The organism is Intestinicryptomonas porci, assembly GCF_033971905.1.
Taxonomy (GTDB): Bacteria; Verrucomicrobiota; Verrucomicrobiia; order Opitutales; family Intestinicryptomonadaceae; genus Intestinicryptomonas; species Intestinicryptomonas porci.
Map to the genome: position 1 here is coordinate 1 of NZ_JALBUT010000009.1, position 23,764 is coordinate 23,764.

16 protein-coding genes are annotated in these 23,764 nt (G+C 42.5%); 14 read left to right on the plus strand and 2 right to left on the minus strand.

The features are described 5' to 3' along the window. Window positions 1-108: 108 nt before the first annotated feature. Window positions 109-5,289 (minus strand): PDDEXK-like endonuclease domain-containing protein, encoded by a 5,181-nt coding sequence (locus MOX91_RS07740; protein ID WP_370397512.1) that lies wholly within the window; start codon window positions 5,287-5,289, stop codon window positions 109-111. Window positions 5,290-5,993: 704 nt separating this feature from the next. Here MOX91_RS07740 and MOX91_RS07745 point away from each other — a divergent pair. Continuing rightward, on the plus strand, window positions 5,994-8,570 hold the full coding sequence (locus MOX91_RS07745; protein ID WP_370397513.1) for a DUF2339 domain-containing protein: 2,577 nt from the start codon (window positions 5,994-5,996) through the stop codon (window positions 8,568-8,570). Between the two features lie 166 nt (window positions 8,571-8,736). Here the strand turns inward: MOX91_RS07745 and MOX91_RS07750 are convergent, their stop codons facing one another. Beyond that, a complete protein-coding gene (locus MOX91_RS07750; protein WP_370397514.1) occupies window positions 8,737-9,336 on the minus strand; it encodes a hypothetical protein in 600 nt (199 codons plus the stop codon). A gap of 472 nt (window positions 9,337-9,808) precedes the next feature. On the opposite strand from MOX91_RS07750, the gene MOX91_RS07755 reads away from it, so the two are divergent. Genes MOX91_RS07755 through MOX91_RS07815 form a run of 13 tightly spaced genes read left to right on the plus strand, consistent with a single transcriptional unit; the run spans window position 9,809 to window position 23,763 of the window. Beyond that, a complete protein-coding gene (locus MOX91_RS07755; RefSeq protein WP_370397515.1) occupies window positions 9,809-10,270 on the plus strand; it encodes a division/cell wall cluster transcriptional repressor MraZ in 462 nt (153 codons plus the stop codon). A 12-nt stretch (window positions 10,271-10,282) separates the two neighbouring features. After that, window positions 10,283-10,465 (plus strand): hypothetical protein, encoded by a 183-nt coding sequence (locus MOX91_RS07760; protein ID WP_370397516.1) that lies wholly within the window; start codon window positions 10,283-10,285, stop codon window positions 10,463-10,465. Next, on the plus strand, window positions 10,446-11,393 hold the full coding sequence (gene rsmH / locus MOX91_RS07765) for a 16S rRNA (cytosine(1402)-N(4))-methyltransferase RsmH (protein ID WP_370397517.1): 948 nt from the start codon (window positions 10,446-10,448) through the stop codon (window positions 11,391-11,393). The genes MOX91_RS07760 and rsmH overlap by 20 nt, the downstream gene beginning before the upstream one ends. Window positions 11,394-11,397: 4 nt before the next feature. Then, on the plus strand, window positions 11,398-11,781 hold the full coding sequence (locus tag MOX91_RS07770; RefSeq protein ID WP_370397518.1) for a hypothetical protein: 384 nt from the start codon (window positions 11,398-11,400) through the stop codon (window positions 11,779-11,781). Continuing rightward, window positions 11,778-13,568, plus strand: coding sequence for a peptidoglycan D,D-transpeptidase FtsI family protein (locus tag MOX91_RS07775; RefSeq protein WP_370397519.1), 1,791 nt, complete (start codon window positions 11,778-11,780; stop codon window positions 13,566-13,568). The genes MOX91_RS07770 and MOX91_RS07775 overlap by 4 nt, the downstream gene beginning before the upstream one ends. Before the next feature lie 14 nt (window positions 13,569-13,582). After that, window positions 13,583-15,136 carry a UDP-N-acetylmuramoyl-L-alanyl-D-glutamate--2,6-diaminopimelate ligase gene (locus tag MOX91_RS07780; RefSeq protein WP_370397520.1) on the plus strand — a complete coding sequence of 518 codons (1,554 nt, stop codon included), beginning with the start codon at window positions 13,583-13,585 and terminating at the stop codon, window positions 15,134-15,136. 1 nt (window position 15,137) lies between these two features. Then, entirely contained in the window at window positions 15,138-16,727 is a 1,590-nt protein-coding gene (locus MOX91_RS07785; protein WP_370397521.1) for a UDP-N-acetylmuramoyl-tripeptide--D-alanyl-D-alanine ligase, read from the plus strand. A 21-nt stretch (window positions 16,728-16,748) separates the two neighbouring features. After that, the gene (gene mraY, locus MOX91_RS07790) at window positions 16,749-17,849 is read left to right on the plus strand and encodes a phospho-N-acetylmuramoyl-pentapeptide-transferase (RefSeq protein ID WP_370397522.1); all 1,101 of its coding nucleotides are present in this window, start codon (window positions 16,749-16,751) and stop codon (window positions 17,847-17,849) included. A gap of 4 nt (window positions 17,850-17,853) precedes the next feature. After that, window positions 17,854-19,134, plus strand: coding sequence for a UDP-N-acetylmuramoyl-L-alanine--D-glutamate ligase (gene murD / locus MOX91_RS07795; RefSeq protein WP_370397523.1), 1,281 nt, complete (start codon window positions 17,854-17,856; stop codon window positions 19,132-19,134). Between the two features lie 20 nt (window positions 19,135-19,154). Beyond that, a complete protein-coding gene (locus tag MOX91_RS07800; protein WP_370397524.1) occupies window positions 19,155-20,303 on the plus strand; it encodes a LysM peptidoglycan-binding domain-containing protein in 1,149 nt (382 codons plus the stop codon). Window positions 20,304-20,320: 17 nt separating this feature from the next. Beyond that, window positions 20,321-21,457, plus strand: a complete 1,137-nt coding sequence (gene ftsW / locus MOX91_RS07805) for a putative lipid II flippase FtsW (RefSeq protein ID WP_370397525.1) — start codon at window positions 20,321-20,323, stop codon at window positions 21,455-21,457. After that, the gene (locus MOX91_RS07810; RefSeq protein ID WP_370397526.1) at window positions 21,450-22,538 is read left to right on the plus strand and encodes a UDP-N-acetylglucosamine--N-acetylmuramyl-(pentapeptide) pyrophosphoryl-undecaprenol N-acetylglucosamine transferase; all 1,089 of its coding nucleotides are present in this window, start codon (window positions 21,450-21,452) and stop codon (window positions 22,536-22,538) included. Before ftsW ends, MOX91_RS07810 begins: the two co-directional genes overlap by 8 nt. A gap of 4 nt (window positions 22,539-22,542) precedes the next feature. Further along, the gene (locus MOX91_RS07815) at window positions 22,543-23,763 is read left to right on the plus strand and encodes a Mur ligase family protein (protein WP_370397527.1); all 1,221 of its coding nucleotides are present in this window, start codon (window positions 22,543-22,545) and stop codon (window positions 23,761-23,763) included. The last annotated feature ends 1 nt before the right edge of the window (window position 23,764 follow it).

Sequence of the window (23,764 nt, forward strand, 5' to 3'; positions counted from 1 at the left end):
TTTCGCCAACTTCGTATTACTCTATAAAAACTAAACAGCATAAGAGGCATTGTAGGACTTCCGTCCTCTTTGCCTCCATTTTTTTCTACTTCTTCTACCCTCATCCCACTACCTTTGACGATGAGCGTAATTTTTTAATTCTTTTGCGCCGCCTATAGCATTTCTGACGGCTGTTAATAATCTTTTTTCTGCTATTGCCCTATTTCTAAACCAATCTGTACTCCAAATTCTGTAGATATTCCAACCTAGATTTTCAAGCTGTTCTTGTCTTAATTTATCTCGGTCTCTTGCAGATTTTGACGAGTGGTATGTAGCTCCATCGCACTCAATCCCAATCAAATGCTTACCCTCGTCTGAATCAATTACGATATCTATCAAATATCCAATAGAGCCAACTTGATAACGAACATTAAAGCCATTTCGTTCAAGGAAAGAACCAACGGACGCCTCAAAATCATTTGTAGGAGAAGAATTTGACTTGCCTAAATCTTCAGAGCCTCCATTTGCAGCATAATTTAAGTATTCTTTCAACGCCTTAGGTCCGCTGTCAGAACCATCCGCTACGTCGCTTAACCTGATATCCGAATATTTCATCGATGTAAAAACGTATATTTTCTCTTTAGCTCTAGAGAACAAAACATTCAATCGGCGATATCCATTTTGTTGATTTATTGGGCCAAAGTTGTTTGCGACTATATTGGTTGCTGGAGATGGACCATAGACAAACGAAATAATTATAATATCTCGTTCATCCCCTTGTACATTTTCAAGATTTTTAATGAAGAACTCTTCCAATTTGTTTTCCCAACTTTGAATGTATTTGGCGACATTCAGATTTTGTGAAACAAGAGAATCTAATTTTTCTCTAATCAATTCGGATTGCTTTTGGTTCATTGCAACAATGCCGATACTCTTGTCAGGATTATTCTTCATAATATCAGGCAAAGCGTTTATTAAGGTATCGGCTTCGATTTCATTTACGCCGTTGTCGTATGTCCCTCCGGCAACGAATCGATACTTTATCCCAAAATCAGAGGCGGTACCTTCACTTGAAGGGAATACGACTAATTTGTTATTATAAAAATGTTTGTTGCTGAAATTGATTAAAGATTCGTGCCTTGCTCTATAGTGCCAATTGAGCATTCTTTTATGAGAAAGCTTGCTTTCTGCCATATCCAAAATCGATTCTCCGTCTTGGATGTCGTCGTTAGCATTAATAAGATTTGAGCTAAAGAAATTTGTTGGCGGCAATTGTTTACTATCTCCTACGATTATTACCTGTTTTGCCCTCGCCATTGCGGCGATGGTATCTGATGGCAACATTTGTGAAGCTTCGTCTATAATTAAAATATCAAAAAGCTCTCCTTTACATGGAAGATATTGAGAAACCGTTTGAGGCGACATCATAAAACAAGGTTTTAGAGCCATTACAGTTTGCAAGGAACGAGATAAATATTCGCGCAAAGGCATATGCGCGCGAGTTTTTCCCGCTTCATGAGAAACAAGTGAAAATTCGGTAAAAGTTTTAGGAGATCCTTCGTGAACACCTTGCTTAACTTTAACTTTTGAAAGTGTCTTTGCGATAAATTGAACATTTTCGCTATATAATTCTTTATCCAATTTTACGAAATCACTTTTTATGTTTTCGATTTCTGCGACCTTTTTGATCCCCTCTATTTGAGATTTAGTTAGAAGCGTATAAAGATATGCAAGCCTAAATGCATCTCTAAATTTCTGGACGGGAATCCTCTTTGACAACATTTTATGGATTAAATCAAGTATCCCATTTCCCTTTAGCCTCTCTGAGATTTCGTTCAATTCGCAATACTCACTAAGCATATCTTGCGCATTAAGTATTTCTTCTAAAGACGTAATTGTTTTTGCAGAGAAGTCTTCGGCCAATAAATTTTCTTTTTGGAAACAAGTTGGGACTCCTCCCGCAAGAGTATTTATTTTCGCTAACAATTTCTTTAATGCTTCTAATGTGAGATTATAATTATCAATAGGAATTTTTAATTTATCTACAAATTTTAAATAAAATTCTTTATCTAGCAAATTAGATCTCAACGAAACGTCTTCGGAGAGATTGTTTACTGCGTTTATATAAGTTACAAGCTTGTCAATAATTGCTTTTGTGTTATTGCGATACAATTTTACAAACGTTAAGAACTCGTTTAATTTTGAATATTCTACATCTGCAGACTCGCATATTTTTGTAAGATTATGCAAATCTGCAACAGGTACATCTTCCTTTAAATACAACGAACCCGAAAGGGAAATAATCTGCTTTAAATAATCGCTACGCTTTTTGATTTCGGCATGTAAATCCGAAAGATTTTTTGCATCGTTAATGTCCGCATTTTTGTTCAGCGAACTTATTGCGGATAGAATATTATTGTCATCAAAGGCGTCTAACAATCTCAAAAATTCAGATACAGAAAGATTGAAAACACGAGAAAGGGTATCAAGACAATTGGGATTAGAAATTTTTAACCCCCACATCTTTGCAAGAATGCTATTGTATTTTCTTAAAATAGATTTCCCATTCTCATCCAAAATGAAGTTCAAATTTGCCCTTAGAACAATTTTTTCAGTTCTTACTTCATTTATTGATTCCCATAAGTCGGCAAAATCTTTTAAACATTTTATTTTTTCTTCCTTTTTTAAATTCTTTGCCTCTGGGCATATCTTAACAAGCACTTTTTTTGCTAATCTTGATTCTTTTTTCAAATACCAATTAAAAATAGATGAATTAGTTTCAAGGTCTGTTGCATGTTGTCTGATATTTTCGCATAAAGAAAGTTCTTTTATATTTACAGCGTAAGCGTATTTTTTCAATTTATGCTCAAGCTCTAGCGACTTCCCAAAAGCCGAGTTCCATTCGTTTTTAACGCTATCTTCGTCATGCAAACCTGAAAATACAAATTCGTAATGCTCTTCGCCTATAAGTTTTATTTCTTTTAAAATAGATATTATGTCCTTCAAACCTATAATTGAGAACTCTTTAGAGTTTAAATCGAAAACGCGAGGGAAATTTCCACCGAGCTTCAACAACAGCTCAACAAAGATCCTGTCTTGTTCTGTTGCGGTGTATTCGTCATTTATTTCTTTCAATGTTGTGTTAGGTATTGGAGAAGTAAACGCCTTTATTCTTTCTAAAATATCAGAAATTTTTCTTTCTTCGATGATCGCCCGCAAATATTCGGAATTGTTTGTATAACGATTTGCGCGTTCAATATATTTTAAAAATTTATCATAAGCGGATTTTTCAGTTAATATGGTTGAAAGATATTGCGAATTTCTAAACTTGCAGATTATCTTTTGGTCAATATCTGGCGTATCGGCGTCAAATAAAGTCTTTATAGCATTGATGTTTTCGGTACTTATGTCTGATTCCAAATTTAAAATATTTTTCAGCTCTAAAAGATATTTGTAAATTTCTCTCGCCTTGGATAATAATAAATCTATTTGTTTTATTATATTTTTTTGCTCTATTTTATCTATATTGCAAGATGTTACCCATTTCCAAGGATGTATTGTTATATCGCCGCAAACTTTTTGTATTTGTTCGCATTGTTTTACATAAATATCAATATTACTTGTTATATTTGAAATATTTGCTTTAGAGAGATTTAAAATCTTTTCATCAAAATAGAGATCGTCTACTGAAGCGTTAAATTCAGAACGCAACTTTTCATGTTCCCAAACGGCATCAACATAGGTAATTTCGCTTTTACCAATGTTTTGCTGCATGTTATTGGAAAAAACTCTTAACGCAGTTCTCTTTTCGTTTATATTTTTGACTATTTCGTTGTAATCGCCAATTGAAATACGATTTTCGTCTATTTCTAATCTTCGCTTCATTTCAGAATGAACTGCCTTTTTAGATGTATTTGAATGCAATTCAAAACAGAAATCGCCAAGAGACAAATTCGAACTAGTTTGAGGCTTTATGAAACAGTGATCTAATCTATTTTTTACTACTCTAAGCGCCGCCAACTTTTCACACATAAAGAGGACTTTTTTACCTCTATATAAAGCTTGGGCGATAAGATTGGTAATAGTTTGAGATTTACCAGTTCCTGGAGGCCCTGCGACAACTAAATTGTTCCCTTCCATCGCGTCTAAAATCACCGAATGCTGGGAAGAGTCTGCTTCTTTTATAAGAATATCGTTTTCGTAGTTCTTTACCGCCTCTCTATCAATGTCGTATTCCTTTAAAGATGTTATTGATATTATGCGATCGCTATCTGTGTCATTAGAATCTTTTCCCCAAATGACAGCGCCAATAGTTGGCGAAGAAGAAAGCGGATAATCTTTCCAGTTTTTGGGGTCTAGATCTTCGTAAATTACAACCTTATTAAAATCTAAATTCGTTAATGTTACAAAACGCCTTACTTTCCACTTAGGATTATCTTTTATGGCTTCGTCAACTAACAAGAAATAGTCTTCAATGGTTCCTATCAGATCGCCATTATCGTCAAAACGAAGCGGCGGGAGTTCCATTTTAAAAGAGAGTTTCAGCTTTAAGTCTAAGCCTTTATTTATACGCGGCCCGCCGGCCATAGAAAGCTTATAACTTGCTCCCCTTGCGCCCGTCTTGCATTCTAGCGAAACTGGAAGCAAAATAAGCGGACTTGTTAATTTTGTTGTAGAATTTTGAGATTCTCGCCACTCTAAAAAACCGAAAACTAAGAACAAAGAGCTAATACCTTTATCTTTTTCGTTTGTTTCCGCTTCTGTGTAAATGTACGAAAGACGTGCATTTAAATCATCTTTTGAATACAAGGTCTGAAGAATCGTATCATTATGTTTCTTTTCTGCGGATGCTGAAATTAAATCAAAACTTGGGTTAATGTTCTGCGCTTCCGCAAGAGCTTGAATGTCTTTTGCGTCTGGAATCTTTTTCATTCCGAGCTTTTCACGAACAATATTTCGAATTTCTCTGTCTTTTTTTTGAAATTCAGCTGCCGTTTCAAAATCTTCATCGTCTTCAGATATTCCACGCCTTTGCATTTCATCAGAAAGTGCGTTCCTAAAAGCGAGCGTTTTTTCATCATCTGGATTTGTCAAAGAATCCAGATATCCGAATTTCATAGACCTATCTTCATTCGCGACAAGTTTAAAAATTTGAGAAGGGACTTCGTCAACAATACGTATCAAACGTTTTGATCTATTATTATGAACGAATTTTATAAGTTTGTTCTTTAAACTTATATCCAGGAGATTCTTTCTTAGATCTTGAATTTTTGATTCGAAAAGTTCATCTGTAACAATGTCTTTTTTCATTTTAAAACATTAAATTTATTTAAAAACGCATAAGGATAGATTGTTAAATTCGCGAGTTCTAATTTTTAGTTTTTCAAGAATTGCGAAACTTTTATTTTTTAAAAAACCATATTCCTTTTTTCTGGCGTCAAATATTTCACTTTTATTTCATTATTTTGTCAAGGCCTTTAATTGTTTCTCGATGGCGATAGGAGCACGACCATTAATTATATAAGTCTGTATACAATAGGAGATTCAATACCTGAGTATTTATTAAAATTATCTACTTTATGCAAGTTGTTGAATTTCCGATATATACAAAAATAGGCATTGCAACTAAACGCAACTGACGCTCGCCGTTAAAATTTGCTTGTTGGTAATAAACGACTTGTGAATTTCGGCGCATTCCCTCTCTCTCCGTTTTTTTGGGTCAACCCCAAATGGGTCAACACTAAAGGTTGTGAAATAGCGATTTTTGCGCGGTGTATATGCGCTAAGAATACAAGCGTCTTTCTTAATTCGCCCTTGCCGAATTACTATCTTAAAGTTTTTATATCATATTTGGGCATTGCAAAGGTTTTTCCTTCTCCCGCCTTTTTTCATCAATTCCTCAATTTTTGACGTAGAACGGAATTTGCGCGCCATTTTCTATCGCTTACAACTTTGCGTTAATATGCAAAAAAAAACGGCTTGCAAAAGTTCGCCGCATTTTTAAAAATTATTTAATGACAGATTTTCAATTTAACGTGTTTCTTCTATTTGCAATAGCTATTCTTATTCTGTTTTTTATAAAAAGAATATCTGATTTAAGCAGCCGAATAGATTCATTGCAGTCTTCTTTCAACAGATTATATCAAAAAGTTTTAAAGCTTGAAAAAGAACGCTTTAATATTTCAAAAAAAGAGGCTGCAAACACATCTGAAAATCCGATTTCAAAAACTGCCCCTACCCACAAAATCGAATCGCAAATCAGAGCGAAATTTGAACCCGTCTCCACCGAAAATCAAACTAAAAACGTTGAAGACTTTAATGTTTATTCAACTCTTGACACTTCGAGTTTTGATTTCGGAGAAAAAATAAAGGCTTTCTTTGAAGATTATGTTGCATCGAAAATATTTCTTTGGCTCGGCGGGCTGGCTCTAATTTTTGCGGGATTTTTCTTGGCAAAATATTCCATTGAACGCGGATTGCTTTCGCCCTTTATGCGGATATGTTCCGCTGGAGGATTTTCTTTTATATTGTTTATAGTTTCAGAATATTTAAAGCGAAAGAACGAAAGTTTTTGCATAATATCTGCCATATTGTTTGCATCTGCATTGGCAATAGCTTACGGAGATTTTTATGCGGCGGGTCAGTATTACGGAATCATTTCCAACAAATGCAGTTTCTGGGGCAGCGTTGCAGTGTCGATGGCAGGTTTTGCTTCCGTGCGCCGCCATGGAACTTCCATGATTTATTTGGCTTCGTTTGGTGCCCTTTTGGCTCCCGCCATTTTTTCGACGGACAATCCAAGTGTACTGACGCTTTTGGCGTATCTCTTTGTTGTTTCTGTTTTGTCGATAAAAATATCAGTTTCAAGAAATGCCGTGTTTCAAATATTATTTATGCTTTTAGGCAATATGATTTGGATTTTCACGGTCAATTTGCATATATTGGAAAACTCATTTGCGGATTTTAAGTGGCTGATATGGTATATTGCAGTTATTTCATACATTTTTCATTGGGCAGGACAGCGTTTGGTTTTTTCATCTTTAAACAAGCAGTACCCCAAACTTTTTGAAATTTTCGAAAATCCCGATTCTGGCACATTGGAATGGTTAATATCTTATGCGATTATGACAGCGGGGCTTGTTGTATCGTTTTTTGACATCGCAATATTTGATTTAACAAACCATTATCATTCGCCTATGTATAACTTGGCATTGGCTTATTGCCTGCTTGCTTCATTGGCGATATATGGAAGCATAAAAAGTTCCGCAAATGCAGTAATAAGCATTATGGCATCATTGGGAACTGCGGTAATTTTACTGATGTGTAAAGATAAGTCTTTCTTGGCGGAACTCGGGCTTTTGTGCGTATGTGCAACAAGTGCATTTGTTTATTTTAAGGGAAAATCTTTTGCAAGCCTTGTTTTGTGCGTGATAGGCGCAGTTGCCTCTTTCAATGGAATGAGCATTGATAGCGCAATTGCAATGGGAACGCTTGCAATTATTTATCTATTAGAACGCAAATTTAATTGTTGCGAGCGCAAAGAATTAGTTATCGCAACTTTTAATATTGTTTTGATGGCATTTGTCGCAAACGGCGAACTTTTTAAAGACGGATTTATACTGTGTCTTTCCGGTATTATAGCCTTAAACGCAGTGCTTTTTTATCTGCTAAAAGACGACTCGTTTAATTTTGGAATTAAAACGGTAGTTCTTCTTTTCTCTCCATTTTTAACGATTTTAATTCTGTGGCACTCGCTTCTTTTATGCAATACGCTAACTTCTAATTTAAACGATTTTGAAAGAGTATCGTATATAGCAATTCTTGCGTTTGTAAGTTTCATTGCATATTTTTACACACGCAAAGACAGCCGTGCAAATAAGTTTTTTGATTTCTTTATATTGTTATTTTTGGCAGGCGGCGTGTTCAATTTTGCAGGCTGCTTATTTGCGCGCCTTTTGGGGGAAGATTGGCTATTTGCCTCAAAAGGGATTGCAATCTCTTTAATGGGAATAGTTGCACTGCTTGGAATGATAATTTCTAAGCACCTTCCTTCAAACGCCATTAGAAATGCAAGTTATTTTTTGATACTTATCATGAGTTTACTATCTCTTGCCAACCTTGCAGTGGCAAGGATAAGCGGTCTATATATATGCGGATACCCCATACTTAACGCCTCTATTTTCGACTTGCTGATTCCTGCGATATTGATGATTGCCTTTTACAAGAAAGTTTCGCAAAAAGTAATGAGAAACATAACAATCGCAATGGCAGCAATTTTGCTTTTCGCTTTTGCAAATGTTGAGTTAAAGCTATGCTTTGCTGATAATTTTATAAATAATAAAGCATCGCAAATAGAGTTTTATTCATATTCAGCACTATGGCTTGCAATGGGCGTTGCATTGTTAATATTGGGCAAAATAAACATAAGTTTCAGATACTTGTCGCTAATCTTGATTTTGGTAGCAGTAAGCAAAATTTTCATATTCGACGCCTCAAACTTGGACGGCATTTTGCGCGTTATATCTTTTTCAATGTTAGGAGCGGTATTGATTGGCGTTGGCTATGTCTATAAACGCTATATTTTAAAATAGATACCGAAAACATCGCCTTCAAAAACAAAAAACCCCGCATCTATAAATGCGGGGCGACCTCATAGAAAGGAGGTGATTGTAAGATTTGAGGTCTAATTCGATTCTTAATCGTAATTACAAAAACAAGTAAAAATTACTTTGGCTGAATTGTCAATAAAAAGTCTGATTATTCGGCTACAAAGATTTTTAGCTTTTTAGCCCAAATTACAAAACCACAGGCATTTTCAATTTCTCGCGTACCGAACTCGTCATCGATATCGCTGATTTTCACACAGATTGCCTTCGGAGCGTCAAACTTTATAATCGTTATCGGCTCGTTTGGGTTATAGACTTGCCTGCGCGTAAGAAGCTCGGCGTTTTTGAACTCTTCAAAATTGCACTTTAATACATCTACGCAGTTTTTTCCTTTTCCGTAAAGATTTGAGTATTTTACGCCATCTATAACGATATTCCCGTTTTCTGAAATTGTTGAAAATGCATCAATCCAAAATGTTGACAACAAGGCAGTATCTATTTTCGCTTTTTCTTGTATTTCACCTTTGTATTTTTTGTAAACAACATCTCCATCAAAATCATTTAAAATTAAATAACAATCTCCAAGCTTTTCGCCGCGAACCATATCTTTTTCCTTTTTGGCAAGAGAATAATGTACTGCATAGTCAAGCAATGTCTTTTCAGAAGAGCTTATAGCAGGACGACAAGTCGAATATTTACCCGAACCAGCAAGCTTGAATTTATATATCTTTTGACCTTTTGTATATTTCATCAATTCTTTCTAATTAAACACACAATTTTTACAAAAACTTTTTAATAAAAAAAAGACTTAAAGATAAATTTAAATCCATTAGTAAACTGCGCTCAAACATAAAATGCGAGCAAAGCAAGAAATCGACGAAAATTGTATATTCGCAAAGAGTAGGAAGCATCAACTTGGTAATATTTTTGCAGATTTTACATTTAATGAAATTTTAAGAGGGCTTTTGGGAGATACAAAAACCCCATTTTAATGCAAAAAATCGGTTTCTTTTTAAGGATATTCAAAATTTGCGATTTTTTAGAGAAAATTTTTCATAAGTTCGATTTTTTTCTGCGTAAGTCGTTTTTCATCAATTTGTATTCATTTTTTTAAATAAAATAAAAAATTTTCCAAAAAATGGAGTTTTTTTCCAAAAAAATGTTGACAGTGGGTAAAAATGGGCGATTATGGTAGGAAATGGGTGAAAAATACTGATACAACTATGTCCACTTCTCGAACAGCCAGACCTTTCTTTATGGGCGAATACACTCGTCCCATGGATGACAAGCGACGTCTGACTGTGCCGTCAAAGTGGAGGTTTTCAGGCGATGACGGCGAAAATGCCTATCTCGCGCTCCCAAATCCGAACGGCTCGATAACCCTCTACCCTCCTGAAATGATGGAAAAGCTGTATGAAAAAGTCTCCCAGATGGGGATGGCAAATCAGGACAGGCAAAGGGTGCTGATGAATATTTTTAGAAAGGGCGAAAGTCTCGGCTGCGACAAGCAGGGCAGAATTTCGCTTACGGAAAAATTGACTGCGTATGCGGGAATTTCCAAAGAGACGATTTTAATTGGCAATCTTACAACCTTCCAAATTTGGAACCCTGAAAAGTTTGAAGAATGGTCAAACAAAGAAGGTGGAGAAAGCGTTGAAGACGTGCTGAACGAACTTGGAATTTAACCGGACAAAACAATGCAGAACATATCAAGACTACTGATTTCAACAGGCACCCTCACAATCGCAAGAGAAGACCCGCGTTCGGGTTGGGAATATTTTGAACTCCCGCCCTCCCAGCAAAAAAAGCAGCAAAAGAACTCAACACCAAAAAAAAGAAACCTATTCAAAGCCCTGTTAGATGCCTTCAAGATGCCCTGAAAGTCAAGATTTTCCCGATAAAATCGGACACGAACCCGTGCTGAAAAACGAGTCTGTCGCGCTTCTTGCGCCGAAAGACGGGGGGGCGTACATAGACTGCACTTTCGGGGGCGGCGGACATTCCCGCGCGATTTTGGAAAGCGCAGACTGCACTTTAACGGCATTTGACAAAGACAGGGACGCGGCAATCCGCGCAAGAGAATTTGCAAAAGATTTCCCCGGCAGATTTCAATTTATAGGAGAGTCATTCTCCAAACTGAACGAACTAAAAACATCGGGATACGTCGGGATTCTAATGGATCTCGGCGTATCCTCATTCCAGCTTGACGAAGCCGACCGCGGTTTTTCGCTCCGCAAAGAAGGTCCGATTGACATGCGCATGGACGTTTCAAGTGGCATTACCGCCCTTGAACTCATCGAAAGGACGCCGCTTTTCGAGCTTGAAGAAATCATACGCGATTACGGGGAAGAACCGCGTTATAGAAAAGTCGCAAAAGCGTTGAAAGATGCCGCCCAAAACGGCGAACTTAAAACCACCATCGACTTGGCGAACCTCGTTGAAAAAGTTTTGGGGCGCAATCCGCGCTCAAAAATCCATCCCGCGACTTTGACATTCCAAGCCTTGCGAATTGCGGTAAACGACGAGCTTCAAGAAATCGAAAAAGCCCTGCCCGCCGCATTCAACTTGCTTTCCTCTGGCGGAGTTTTAGCGGTCATATCGTTCCACTCGCTTGAAGACAGGATTGTAAAAAAATTCTTCAAAAAGATGGCGGGAAGACCCGAAGACCGCTTCGACAACTCTTTTGTGCAAGAGCGCGTAAAGCTTGCAGAAATAATAACACGCAAGCCCATAACCGCAACAGATGAAGAAATTTCAAAGAACCCGCGCTCGCGCTCCGCTAAATTAAGGGCAATTAGAAAGCTGTAAAACAATGAAAAAACAAACACAAAGCCTCATGCCGTCATTTTTAAAGCTGTCAATTTTGTTTTGCGCCATTTTGACAAGCGGCGCTCTCGGCAAGTCGTTTTTCATGCGCGAATGCTCGAATATTGCAAAAGAAATGAAGCGCGCCGAAAGCGAAATCAGAATTTTAAACCGCGAAAACGACTTCTGGGACGCTGAAATCGCCAAGATGCAGGCACCGTCAAGCCTGAGGGCAAAAGCAGGCTCAAAGCTTGCTCCGCCCGCCGCGGATAAAGTCGTGCTTGCCTACGAAATCACAGAAATTTTGCCAAACGGAGAAAAAGCCCAAAGACGTCTGCTCTCTCGCAGAGCCGACGGACAGCACAAAACATTCAAAACCGCAAAGAGATGAAATGCTCGCCGTTCATATCAAAATGGAGATACCGCGCCGTGCTGTTTGGCACTGCAGGGATATTTTGCATTATGCTGTGGCGGCTTTACGATCTCCATATAATTGAAAGCAAAAACAGCAAAGACGCCGTTCAAAGCCAGCGACAAATCGTAAGCCCCATAAGCGCGAAGCGCGGCAACATCACCGACGCCCGCGGCAACATTTTGGCTACGTCGCGCTCTGTGATAGACTTGGGCGTCGATCCTGAAGCGATAAAGGAAAAGTTCGACCGTCCCGAAACTCGGGAAAAGCTTTCAAAAATGGCGCATATTTTAAATCTTCCGCTTTCGGAAATCTTGGAAAAATGCAAAAGCGAAGAAATAATATCCCCCTCCGGAAGAATAATCAAACGCCGCTGGAAGCTCATCGCAAAAGTTGAAGAAAATGTCTATGAAGAGATTTCAGCCTTAAAAATCTACGGAATAACAGGCGACAGAAAATACGTCCGCACCTACCCATCGGAAGGCTTGGCAGCGCACGTCATCGGCTTTGTCAACAAGGAAGGCGTCGCAGTCGATGGCATAGAGAAGAACGCAGACTGGTATTTAAAGGGGCAGGAAGGCTGGATTCAAAGCGAAAAAGACGCCCGTCGCCGCGAGCTTGCGCATTTCAGAACGCGCGAAGTACCCGCAACAGACGGAATGAACATCGAACTTTCAATAGACATAATAATACAGGAAATGGCAAACCGCCAGCTCCAAAAAATTGTCGAAGAATTCAATCCCGAAAACGCGACAATCATAGTAAGCGACCCCGCAACGGGATTTATTTTGGCACTCGCAAACTATCCCTCTTTCGACCCGAACAATTACAACAAATACCCTGTTGCAAACCTCAAAAATTTTGCCCTCTCTTCGCAAATAGAACCGGGTTCGACATTTAAAATTGTCCCGATTTCTGCGGCTCTGAACGAAGGGCTTGTCACGCAGGACGACACTTTCGACTGTTCCCAGCCAACCCTCACCCATCGCGGCAGGATTTTAAAGCTTCCGCCCGACGACCATCCCGCGGGGGTTTTGAGCGTCCGCCAAATCGCGGAAAAAAGCTCCAACAGAGGGTCTGCGCAGCTCGGCGCGATGCTCGGCGAACAAAAGCTTTTTGAATACGCAAAAATGTTCGGATACGGCTCAAAAACAAACATTGGGCTTTCGGGAGAAATAAACGGCGTTTTGATGAACCCAAAGAACTGGGATGGGCTTACAATAACAAGGCTCCCGATGGGGCATGCCGTTGCCGCAACGCCCCTTCAAATACACTGCTCGATGGCGACCCTCGCAAACCAGGGAGTATATATGCGCCCCCAGCTTGTAAAGAGGATTTTTTCGGAAAAGACGGGAAAGGAAATAGTATTCGCCCCAAAACGCCTGAGGCAGGTTGTAAGCCCCAAAACGGCTTCAATCATGTGCGACATTTTAACTGACGTCACCGAAAAAGGCACAGGGAAAAACGCCCTCGTAAGCGGATTTAAAGTCGCGGGGAAAACAGGGACGGCGCAAAAAATAATTGACGGCAAATACAGCAAAAAACAGCACGTCGGCTCGTTTTCGGGATTTTTCCCGTCGGACAGGCCGCGCCTTGTGATAACCGTAATTGTCGATGACGCCAAAAGGCAAAACGGCAGACCCGCCTACGGCTCTGTTGTGGCCGCCCCCGCATTCGCAAACATAGCAAAAGAAGCGGCGAGCTATCTCGGCATCCAGACAGACGAAGAATTTGAAAACATCATAGCATTGAAAGATTGGGAATGATAGGATTTAAAAATTTGGCAAGTTTAATTTGCATGACTCCGCGCGGCGGGCTTTCTTTCGCGCAGACCGACGGCGGCGAAAGCGCGTTCACGGTTGACATGCTCGCAAAAGCGGTAAAATGCAAAAAGCTTTCGGGCGAAAAAAACACCGAAATCAAAAACCTCACAAACGACAGCAGAAGGGTCGTAAAAGGCGCGGCTTTCTTTGCTGTCTCTGGGGCAAACACCGACGGCAACCTGTACATAGAAGAAGCCGCCCACAGAGGTGCGGTCGCGATAATTTCCGAACGTCCCGCCCCCGGAAAATATTTCCCGTGCGCATGGATTGAAGTCGAAAACATTTCAATGGCGATGGCAATGGCGTCAAAGGCGTTTTACGAAAATCCGGACGAACATCTTGATATTTTCGCGGTTACAGGAACAAACGGCAAGACGAGTGTGACATGGCTAGTACAGCATATTTTAAACGATATGCAGGAAAAATGCGGGCTTATCGGCACAATCCAATACGACCTCGGCGGAAGATGCCTGCCCGCCGCGCGCACGACGCCGCAGGCTCTCGAAACCTACGCGATGCTCCACCAGATGCGCCGCGCAAAATGCAAGGCTGCGGCAATCGAAATAAGCTCGCACGCAATCGCGCAAAAGAGGGTTGAAGGGCTTGCGATAGACTGCGCATGCTTCACGAATCTTACGCAAGACCACATCGACTACCATCTCGACATGCAGTCGTACTTCGAGACAAAGGCGTCGCTCTTTACGGGCGGGCATGCCCCGCTTCCGAAAAATGCGGCGATAAACTTCGACGACCCGAAAGGCGTCGAAATAGCCTCGCGCATAGACAAAAAAAACACAAAGGTCATATCATTTTCGATAGAAAACCCAGATGCCGACATACGCGCAAAAGACTTGGAATTAAATCCGCAGTCGTCCTCTTTTACTCTCGTTTACCCGAATGGCGAAGCGAAAGTGGAATTGAAGCTTCCGGGCAGATACAATGTTTCAAACGCCCTTGCGGCATTCGCCTGCCTTTATTCAAAGGGCTACGATTTGAGCATGGCGGCGGCGGCCTTAAAATCGTTTAAGGGAGTTCCCGGAAGAATGCAAAAAGTCTCCTCCAACGCGCCGTTTGACATCTTTGTTGACTACGCCCACACCGACGACGCCCTGAAAAACGGGCTTGAAATGCTAAGGGAAGTCGTAAAAGGCAAAATACTCGTCGTATTCGGCTGCGGAGGCAAACGCGACAGGACAAAACGCCCAAAAATGACCGCCGTCGTGCAAAAGTATGCCGACATAGCCTGGGCGACTTCCGACAATCCGCGCGGAGAAGACATAAACACAATTTTCGGCGACATGAAATCGGGAGTTTCCGATCCCTCAAAAATCGCCTTTGTGGAAGACCGCAGAAGAGCCATAAACCTCGCAATAGACGCCGCAAGCGCGGGCGACTGCATTCTTATCGCGGGCAAAGGGCACGAAGCTTTTCAAGAACTCGGCGACACCATCATACCGTTTGATGACAAGCGTGTTGCCGAAGAATTATTAACAGTAAAAGGATTATCTTAATATGCCGCTTTTTAAAATAGATGACTTACAGGTTTGGACTGCCGGAAAATGGTCGGGATTGCAGAAAAAGTATCCCGAAATAAAAGGTTTTTCTACAGATTCGCGCAACATGCAGCCGAATTTCGCCTTCGTTGCGTTGTGCGCTAAAAGAGACGGGCACGACTTCATTGAAGACGCCGTAAAAAACGGCGCGGTTGCCGTAATCGCCTCGAAAGACGTTGAAACTTCCGTGCCAGTCTTAAAGGTTGAAGACACCTTGAAAGCCTTGCAGACAATCGCAAAATTCCACCGCCTACGCTTCGATGCGCCCGTTGTCGGTATAACAGGCTCATGCGGAAAAACGAGCACAAAGGAATTCATATCGCACCTCGCCGCGTGGAAAAAACCCTTGTCAACCAAGGAAAATTTCAACAATGAAATCGGGGTTGCCCTTACCCTCACACAAATCGACATTCGCGAAAACCTTTGCGCGGTAATCGAAGCGGGAGTGGCAAAATGCGGGCAGATGAAAGAGCTTGCCGACATGATTGAACCCGACATAGCCGTAATTACGAATATCGCCCCCTGCCACATGGAAGGCTTTGGAGAAATTGCAAACATTGCAAGGGAAAAATCCCTGCTCGCGCGCGGGGTTGCAAAAGACGGCTGGGTTGTAATGCACTCAAATCTTTTAAGCTGGAAGGCCTTTGAAGAATTGGAATGCAAAAAAGCAGTGCTTGCCCCGAACGACGCCCCCGAAATCCGCGCAGACTTGGTTTTCAGATACTCGGTAAAGGAAGAGAAAGACCTTGTCAAAATAGACCTCGCCATAGAAGACGGCGGCGAATACTACTTTGAAATGCCGCTCTTTACAAAAGGAATGACAGAAAACGCCCTTCTTTCAATCGCGACAGCCCTGATGCTCGGCACAACCGAAGAGCAAATAGCAATGCGCCTTGAAACGCTGAAAACGGGCGCAATGCGCGGTTCGATAGTAGAAACCGAAAAGGCGAAATTTTACATCGACTGCTACAACGCCTCCCCCGCCTCAATGAAAGACGCGATGCGCCGCTTCCTGTCGATAAGCGAAAACTCTCCGCGAATGTTCGTCTTGGGAGACATGGCGGAGCTTGGGCTTGCAACCCTGCGCTACCACAAGGAAATCGGGGAAATTACGCCTTTTGCAGAAGGGAACAAAGCGGTGTTAGTGGGCGCAAACGCGCAAATTTACAAAGACGCTATGCTTTCAAAAGGCTGGGATGAAAACAGCATTTCAATCTTTGAAAAATCGCCCGACGCGGCAGGCGCGCTCGCGGATTTCAGCGGCTGGATTTTCGTAAAGGGAAGCAGAGTCTGCGAACTTGAAAAGTCATTGCCAAGCGAAGTTAAAGCGTCGCTTCCGTCTTCTATTCAAGAAGAAGAGGAGCAGGCTTCTGAAAGCGAAATTCCCGAGGAAGAAACCGGAGAAATTCAGGAAGAAAACGACGAGGAAGACGAAAATTTCAACGAATTTGAAGAGGAAAATTTTGAGGACGAAGACATCGAAAACGATTATTCGGAAGAAGAATCTGACGATGAAGAAAAATCAGAAAGCCTTGAAGACAGATTTTAAAACTACCGAAAGCCAAAAGACATGCTGCATTATATTTCAAACTTGGAAAGCGTTTGGGGGCCTTTCCGACTTTTTAACTATTTGTCCTTTCGCTGCGTATTGGCGGCAGTTACGGCGTTTTTAATCGCATTTGCGTTTGCTCCGCGCGTAATAAGATTTTTCAGGGCAAAAAAAGCGTTCCAAATCCAGCGCAACGCCGAAATAATGGGGAAAACCGCCGAACTGCACTCGTGGAAAGAAGGCACGCCGTGCATGGGCGGGCTGATTATTTTTGCGGGAGTGATGGTTTCCGCCCTTTTGTGGTGCAAAATAAACACCATGGTAGTCGCCGCACTGTCGGTTTACGCAATTCTTACAGCAACGGGCTTTGCGGACGACTACTTGAAACTTTTAAAAGGCAATTCAAACGGAATAAAAGGCAAAACCAAAATTTTCTGGCAAATAACAGCATCGGCAACAGCGGGCGCGATTTTGTTTACAAACCCCGCCTATGCCCAGTCAATGCAGGAGCTTTGGCTGCCGTTTGTGAAAACCTGCGTGTGGGTTATGCCGATAATTGTAGCAATCGCCTTCCTTGCGCTTGTGATTTCATCTTCAAGCAACGCCCTGAACTTGACAGACGGCTTGGACGGGCTTGCCACGGGCTGCACAATATCGGTCGTATTGGCATACGGAATTTTTGCGTACGTCACGGGCAACCAAATCGCCGCCGAATATCTTTCCCTAGGCTACATTCCCAACTGCGGTGAACTCGCTGTATTGTGCTGCACTATTTTGGGCGCGGCAATGGCATTTTTATGGTTCAACTGCTATCCCGCATACATTTGGATGGGAGATACCGGCTCGCTCGGGCTTGGCGGAATTATCGGCGTAATCGCGTTTATGGTCCACCAGCCAATAACTTTGATTTTGGTTGGCGGAGTTTTCGTGATGGAAACAATGTCGGTAATAATTCAAACGAGGTATTACAAGCTGACCGGAGGCAAGAGAATTTTCAGAAAATCGCCAATCCACCACCATTTTGAAGAAGGCGGATGGAAAGAAACGCAGGTTGTCATAAGATTTTGGATTTTATCGCTGATATTTGCCCTTGCGGGTCTTGCAACACTCAAATTGCGCTAAAAAAATGAGGGAAATAAAGAAAACGCTCGAACGGCTGGCAGGCGGGGAGAAAGTCGCCCTTTGGGGGCGAGGCGCAAGCACTGCCTCCGTCGAAAAGCTGTTCGCAAAAGCGGGCATCGAATGCGTTTATTACTCCGACAATCCAAACGACAAAAAATTCGATTTCGACGCGGCAAAAAAACACCGTCTGGCGGTTTATTCGCCCGCTTTTCAAAGCTCGAACAAATTTTTTGAAGCCGCCAATGCCGCAAACGTCGCGACTTTGGGAGAGCCCGACATCGCGGGCAAATGCTGGAAGGGCAAAATAGTCGCGATAAGCGGCACAAACGGCAAGACAACGCTTACATCGTTTCTAACCCTCGCCTTGAATAATGCGGGATTTAATGCGATAAGCGCGGGGAACATAGGCACTCCCCTTTGCGAGTTCGTCGAAAGCGAATGCGAAACGAGAACGGCAGTTTTGGAACTTAGCTCTTTCCAGACAATGCGCCTTAAATATCTCCACCCCGACGCCTATATCTGGACGAACTTCGCCCCCGACCATCTGGACTGGCATAAAGACATGCGCGAATATTTTTTGGCGAAGCTAAATCTTGCAAAGATGCTGAAAAAAGACATCTTCATTGCGGGAAAATCCGTGTATGACTTCGCAAAGTCGGAAGGCATAAAACTCCCAGAGTTCATTAAAATTGCCGAAAAATCGCAAGCCGAAAATCCCCCTCCCCCGTTTGACAATTCGATTCAATCTGAAAATTTCGCGATGGCGAAAGCTTTTTGGAAGGTATGGTCGCTCGACGAGCAAATTTTGGAAAACTCCGCAAAAAGTTTCTCCCTTTCAAAGTTCAGATTTGCGAAAACCGCCGAAATCGGAAAAGTTGGATTTTGGAACGATTCAAAAGCCACAAACGCCCACGCGGCAATAGCCGCGCTCCGCGAACTTAAAGGCAAAAAAGTATTTTGGATTGGCGGCGGAAAAAACAAAAACTGCGACTTGAAAGAGCTTGCACAAACCGTCCGCGAATGTGCCGACGGAGCCTGCCTTATCGGGCAAACCGCCGAAATTTTAAAAAATGAAATAAAGTCGCTCAAAAACGGTATTTTCACTTGCCAAACATTGGAAGAAGCCGTAAAAATAGCATTCGAGAAATCAAAAAATGGGGGCAATGTGCTTTTCAGTCCCTCTTTTTCGAGTTTCGGAATGTTTAAAAACTACGCGGAAAGAGGCAGAGCTTTTGACGCGGAAGTGTTTAAACTAAAAGAATTTCAACACAACAACATAAAATAAAAATTTAAAAAACAAAGATAATGAAAGCTCCTATAACAATCGCCGTAATCGCATTGCACTTGGCAATCGTAGCAACAATTCTCGTTCCGGGTTGCAAATCTTCAACTGAAAACGCGGAACCAAATCCGGAAGTCACCAAGTCAAATACCGACGTAAACAAGGAAAATGTTGAAATCCAGCCCGTAAAGGAAGACGACTCAGTTGCTATTCTCAATTCCCAAAGCCAGGAAGGAAGCGAAGATTTAAGAGAAAATCCCATGCGCCCGATGACGCTTGAAGACGAAATGCTCGGCGGAAAAGAAGAAAAGGCAAAAGGCGAAAAAATCGAGCCGAAAAAAACGCAAAAAACCGTCGCGATGAACGAGGATTTGCAGCCCTCTTCAACTTACATTGTAAAGAAAGGCGATACTTTAAGCGGAATTGCGGCAAAGCATGGCGTCAACCTTTCCATCTTGATGGAAGCAAACGGAATGAACCGCAAGTCCGTCATAAAAGTGGGGCAGAAGATTTCAATCCCCGCAAAATCAGCGTCGGCAAAATCAAAATCCGCATTTGAAGAACCGAAATCTGCACCTCTTTCAAAAGAAACTTCTTCGGCGGAAGTCGTGACATACGTTGTGGAAAAAGGCGACAACCTCTCAAAAATCGCCTCGAAATACCGCACGTCGGTCGCGGCAATAATGGAATTAAACGGAATGTCAAAAACTTCCATAAACGTCGGCAAGAAATTGAAAATACCGACAAACACAAAATCTGTCGCACAAACCGCCGCAGTTGCAAAACAAGACTCCAAGAAGTATGAAGGCAAGCTTACCCACACCGTAAAAAGTGGCGACACCCTCGGCGGAATTGCCATTAAATACGGCGTGCCCCTAAAAACTCTAATGGAGCAAAACGGCATTCAAGACGCCCGCAAAATCAGAATCGGCAAAGTTTTGATAATAAAAGACAAGGCGGCAAACTCCGAAAAGATATTTGAGGACAAAAAGCCGCAGGCGACCGCTCCTGTTGAAGTAAAAACGGAAACTTCTGCAAGCGCGCCCGCAATTCCCGCATCTTCCAACGCGCCACAGGTAACCCCTGCGGAAGAGCAAGCGGAAGCCCCTGCGGAAATTCCATCGGACGCTGTAAACACTCCGGCTCCTCAAGCAGAGTTGCCGTCACTGTAATTTAAATCCGATTATAGATGCCGGAAACGGAACTAAAATCGGGACAGCAGAAAACGAGCGCATGGCTTGCCGTACTTATGCCGGTTGTGCTTTTATCAGCAATCGGCATAATTTCGCTTTTAAGTGCGGGAGAAATTCGCGGCAACGCCTATTTGCTTGTTGAAAAACAGCTGGTTTGGATGTGCGTCGCCCTCGCGGCAGGCATATTTACAAGTTTTGCGCCCTTGCAGTTCTGGAAAAAAGTCGCGCCATTTGCGGCTGTAATAGTTCTTGTCTTGCTCGTGCTCGTGCTTATTCCGGGAATAGGCAGAGAAGTTAAAGGCTCGCGCAGATGGCTTCAAATAGGCGGATATGTAATCCAGCCGAGCGACATGGCAAAAGCCGCGATTGTTTTGTGGCTTAGCGCGTACATGCAGATTTTTCAACGCCACATAAAGTCGTTTTTTAAAGGCGTTTTTATTCCGTCGGCTTTAATCGGAATATTTTTGCTTCCGATAATAAAAGAACCTGACTTCGGAACAACCGCGCTTTGCGGAGCGGTTGCCTTCTTAATGCTTTTCATGGCGGGAGTGAAAATAAGGCACGTCGCGCCTTTTGTACTCATCGGAGTTGCGGCAGTTTCAACGCTTGTAGCTTTAAATCCGAACCGAATGGAGAGGCTTTTCGCGTTCCTTCACAGGGAAGAGGAAGCTCTCGGCGGTGGATACCAACTGACCCAGGCAATTTACGCGTTCGGCGCGGGAGAGTGGCTCGGTGTCGGGCTTGGCGAAGGCAGGCAGCAGTATTCCTTCCTGCCGGAAGCGCATACCGACTTCATTTTTGCGAATATCGCGGAAGAATGGGGATTTGTTGGAACTGCAACAGTCCTCACCCTGTTCTTCATAATTTTCATAGCGGCGATTTTAAATCTGAAAAAAGCCCCCAACATGTTTGAATATCTGCTATGCCTCGGCGCGCTTTTGATGATAATAATCCAAACGCTTTTCAACATGGGAGTCGTTATGGGGCTTTTGCCGACAAAAGGCATATCGTTGCCCTTTTTAAGCTACGGAGGCTCAAACCTCGTCGTGATGTTCTTTTTCAGCGGAATTTTGATAAACTGCATTCGTTCATGGAATACCCCAAAGCCAATAAAGGTCACTGATTATGAGTAAATATTTGATTTCCTGCGGAGGCACGGGAGGACATCTCGCCCCGGGCATCGCAATAGGAGAAGCCCTCGCAAGCAAGGGGCACGACGTCTCTTTCATAATAAGCGAAAAGGCAATAGATTCGCGCCTTTCTGCAAAGTATAAAAATTTCAAGTTCATAAAAACTCCCGGACTTCCCTTTTCGCCAAGCCCGATAAAATTCCTAAAATTTTTAATATCGCAATTCCGCGCGGTAAAATGCTGCAAAAAAATCTTCATGGAAAACAATGCGGATGTTGCGATAGCCTTCGGAGGCTTCAACTCGATGGGGCTTGCAATCGCGGCGTGGCTTGCAAAAAAGCCGCTCGTTTTGCACGAAGCAAATCGAAAACCGGGCAAGGCAGTGAGGCTTTTCGGCTTTATAGCGACAAGAGTTTACCTTCCGCACGGAGTCAGGATAGAGCAAAACAAGTCGGGTGTCGTAAGGCAGGCGGGCTACCCGATTCGCTCCGAAATTTTCAAAAAAGACGAAGCAAAATCAAAGGAGCTGTTCGGTTTTGGGAAAGAAGCCAACATAGTTTTGGTCTGCGGGGGCTCTCAGGGAGCGGCGGCATTGAACAGATGGGCAAAAGACAATTTTGAGCATCTCGCACATGAAGGCATTGACATCTTTTGCATTGCAGGCCCCTCCCAGTCGCAAATAGAAAACCGAACCTGCAAGGACAAAAACGGAATTGAAAGGCATCTGCGCTCAATCGCCTTTTGCGACAACATGGCAGAAGCCATGTCGGCGGCAAAAATCGTGGTCGCGCGCGCAGGCGCAGGGTCGATAGCGGAATTTGCCCGCTGCAGAACAATTCCAATACTCGTACCCTTCCCGTTTTCGGCGGACAACCACCAGCTTGAAAACGCAAGATACGTCGAAAAAAACGGGGCAGGAATTTGCGTTTTGCAAGAAAACATTTCAAGCCTTTCAACCGAAGTGCTTGCGCTTTTCGGCAATCCAAAACTTTGCGAAAAAATGCGCCGCAATCTGGAAAAACTCGACGAATTAAACGGCATATCAAAATTTGTTTCGGATCTTGAAGAGCTTGCACTAAAATAAGGCTATGGGGCGGAAAATTTTCATGGGGGGAATTTGCGGCATGGGCATGGCGCCACTTGCCATGTTTTTGCGCGATGAAGGATGCGAGGTTTCGGGCTTTGACGACAATCCAAACCCCGCCGTAAAAAGTATGCTTCTGCAAAAAGGCGTAAAGTTTTGCGAAAGCAAAAAGCCTGATTTTGACGCGGACGAATTCATCATAACAAGCGCACTAAAATATGTTGAACAAAACTTAAAAGACGCACCCTGCAAAAAGTTTTTAAGAAGGGGCGTCGCGCTTGCCGAAATCGCAAAAGAGCGAAGGCTTATCGGCGTTTGCGGAAGCCACGGGAAAACCACCACGACTTCGCTTATTTCGCACGCAATATCAACTCTCAACCTCGACGCGGGCTACATAACAGGGGCAATTCCAAACGGAATTCCGCCGCAAAAATTCTGCGAAAAAAATAAAATTCTCGCGGCAGAACTCGACGAAAGCGACGGGACTATCGAAAATTTTTCGCCGGAAATCACGGTGGCTTTAAACGGAGACCTCGACCATACCGACACCTACCCCGACTTGAAAAGCCTTGAAGAAATGTTTGCCCGCCTTTTTTCGCGGACAAAAAAATACATTGTCATCCCCGAAGGCGACGGGCTTTTAAAACGTGCGGCAGGCTCCGCAAAAGCAGAAACTATTTTCGTCAAATGCCCGAAAGACGACTTCATGATGTCAGACAAGCTTATGGCTCTTTGCGCCCTAAACCTTGCCTTTGAAAGTGATTTCAGCCTCTCGGTTTTCGAAGAATTCAAGGGGGTTGGCAGGCGGCAGGAAATTTTAAAAGACGACGGCGAAATTCTCGCAGTGGCAGACTATGCCCACCACCCCTCTGAAATTGCGGCATTTTTAAGCTGGCTCGACAAAAATTCCCCGCAAAAGAAGCTGGTTTTCTTCCAGCCGCACCGATATTCCAGAACAAAACGCTTCGCGAAAGACTTTCAAAAAATCCTGCAATCGCGCGCCGACAAAGGGGATAAAATCTATATTCTTCCCGTATATCCCGCAAGCGAGCCTTTCGATGAGAGCGGCTCTGAAAAAAATATCGCAAATTCCAATCTTATGCTTGCGAATTTTCAAGACATCGGGCATATTTTAAACGAATTTAAACGAAACGCCGAAAGCAAGTTTTGCGCCGCTTTCATAGGCGCGGGAGACATATATTTTTACGCAAAAAAATTATTTTGAA

What these genes read in the sequence shown, in the direction of transcription:
- MOX91_RS07740 (WP_370397512.1), bottom strand. Translation starts at nt 5,289, where the DNA reads ATGAAAAAAGACATTGTTACAGATGAACTTTTCGAATCAAAAATTCAA.
- MOX91_RS07745 (WP_370397513.1), top strand. Translation starts at nt 5,994, where the DNA reads ATGACAGATTTTCAATTTAACGTGTTTCTTCTATTTGCAATAGCTATT.
- MOX91_RS07750 (WP_370397514.1), bottom strand. Translation starts at nt 9,336, where the DNA reads ATGAAATATACAAAAGGTCAAAAGATATATAAATTCAAGCTTGCTGGT.
- MOX91_RS07755 (WP_370397515.1), top strand. Translation starts at nt 9,809, where the DNA reads ATGTCCACTTCTCGAACAGCCAGACCTTTCTTTATGGGCGAATACACT.
- MOX91_RS07760 (WP_370397516.1), top strand. Translation starts at nt 10,283, where the DNA reads ATGCAGAACATATCAAGACTACTGATTTCAACAGGCACCCTCACAATC.
- rsmH (WP_370397517.1), top strand. Translation starts at nt 10,446, where the DNA reads ATGCCTTCAAGATGCCCTGAAAGTCAAGATTTTCCCGATAAAATCGGA.
- MOX91_RS07770 (WP_370397518.1), top strand. Translation starts at nt 11,398, where the DNA reads ATGAAAAAACAAACACAAAGCCTCATGCCGTCATTTTTAAAGCTGTCA.
- MOX91_RS07775 (WP_370397519.1), top strand. Translation starts at nt 11,778, where the DNA reads ATGAAATGCTCGCCGTTCATATCAAAATGGAGATACCGCGCCGTGCTG.
- MOX91_RS07785 (WP_370397521.1), top strand. Translation starts at nt 15,138, where the DNA reads ATGCCGCTTTTTAAAATAGATGACTTACAGGTTTGGACTGCCGGAAAA.
- mraY (WP_370397522.1), top strand. Translation starts at nt 16,749, where the DNA reads ATGCTGCATTATATTTCAAACTTGGAAAGCGTTTGGGGGCCTTTCCGA.
- murD (WP_370397523.1), top strand. Translation starts at nt 17,854, where the DNA reads ATGAGGGAAATAAAGAAAACGCTCGAACGGCTGGCAGGCGGGGAGAAA.
- MOX91_RS07800 (WP_370397524.1), top strand. Translation starts at nt 19,155, where the DNA reads ATGAAAGCTCCTATAACAATCGCCGTAATCGCATTGCACTTGGCAATC.
- ftsW (WP_370397525.1), top strand. Translation starts at nt 20,321, where the DNA reads ATGCCGGAAACGGAACTAAAATCGGGACAGCAGAAAACGAGCGCATGG.
- MOX91_RS07810 (WP_370397526.1), top strand. Translation starts at nt 21,450, where the DNA reads ATGAGTAAATATTTGATTTCCTGCGGAGGCACGGGAGGACATCTCGCC.
- MOX91_RS07815 (WP_370397527.1), top strand. Translation starts at nt 22,543, where the DNA reads ATGGGGCGGAAAATTTTCATGGGGGGAATTTGCGGCATGGGCATGGCG.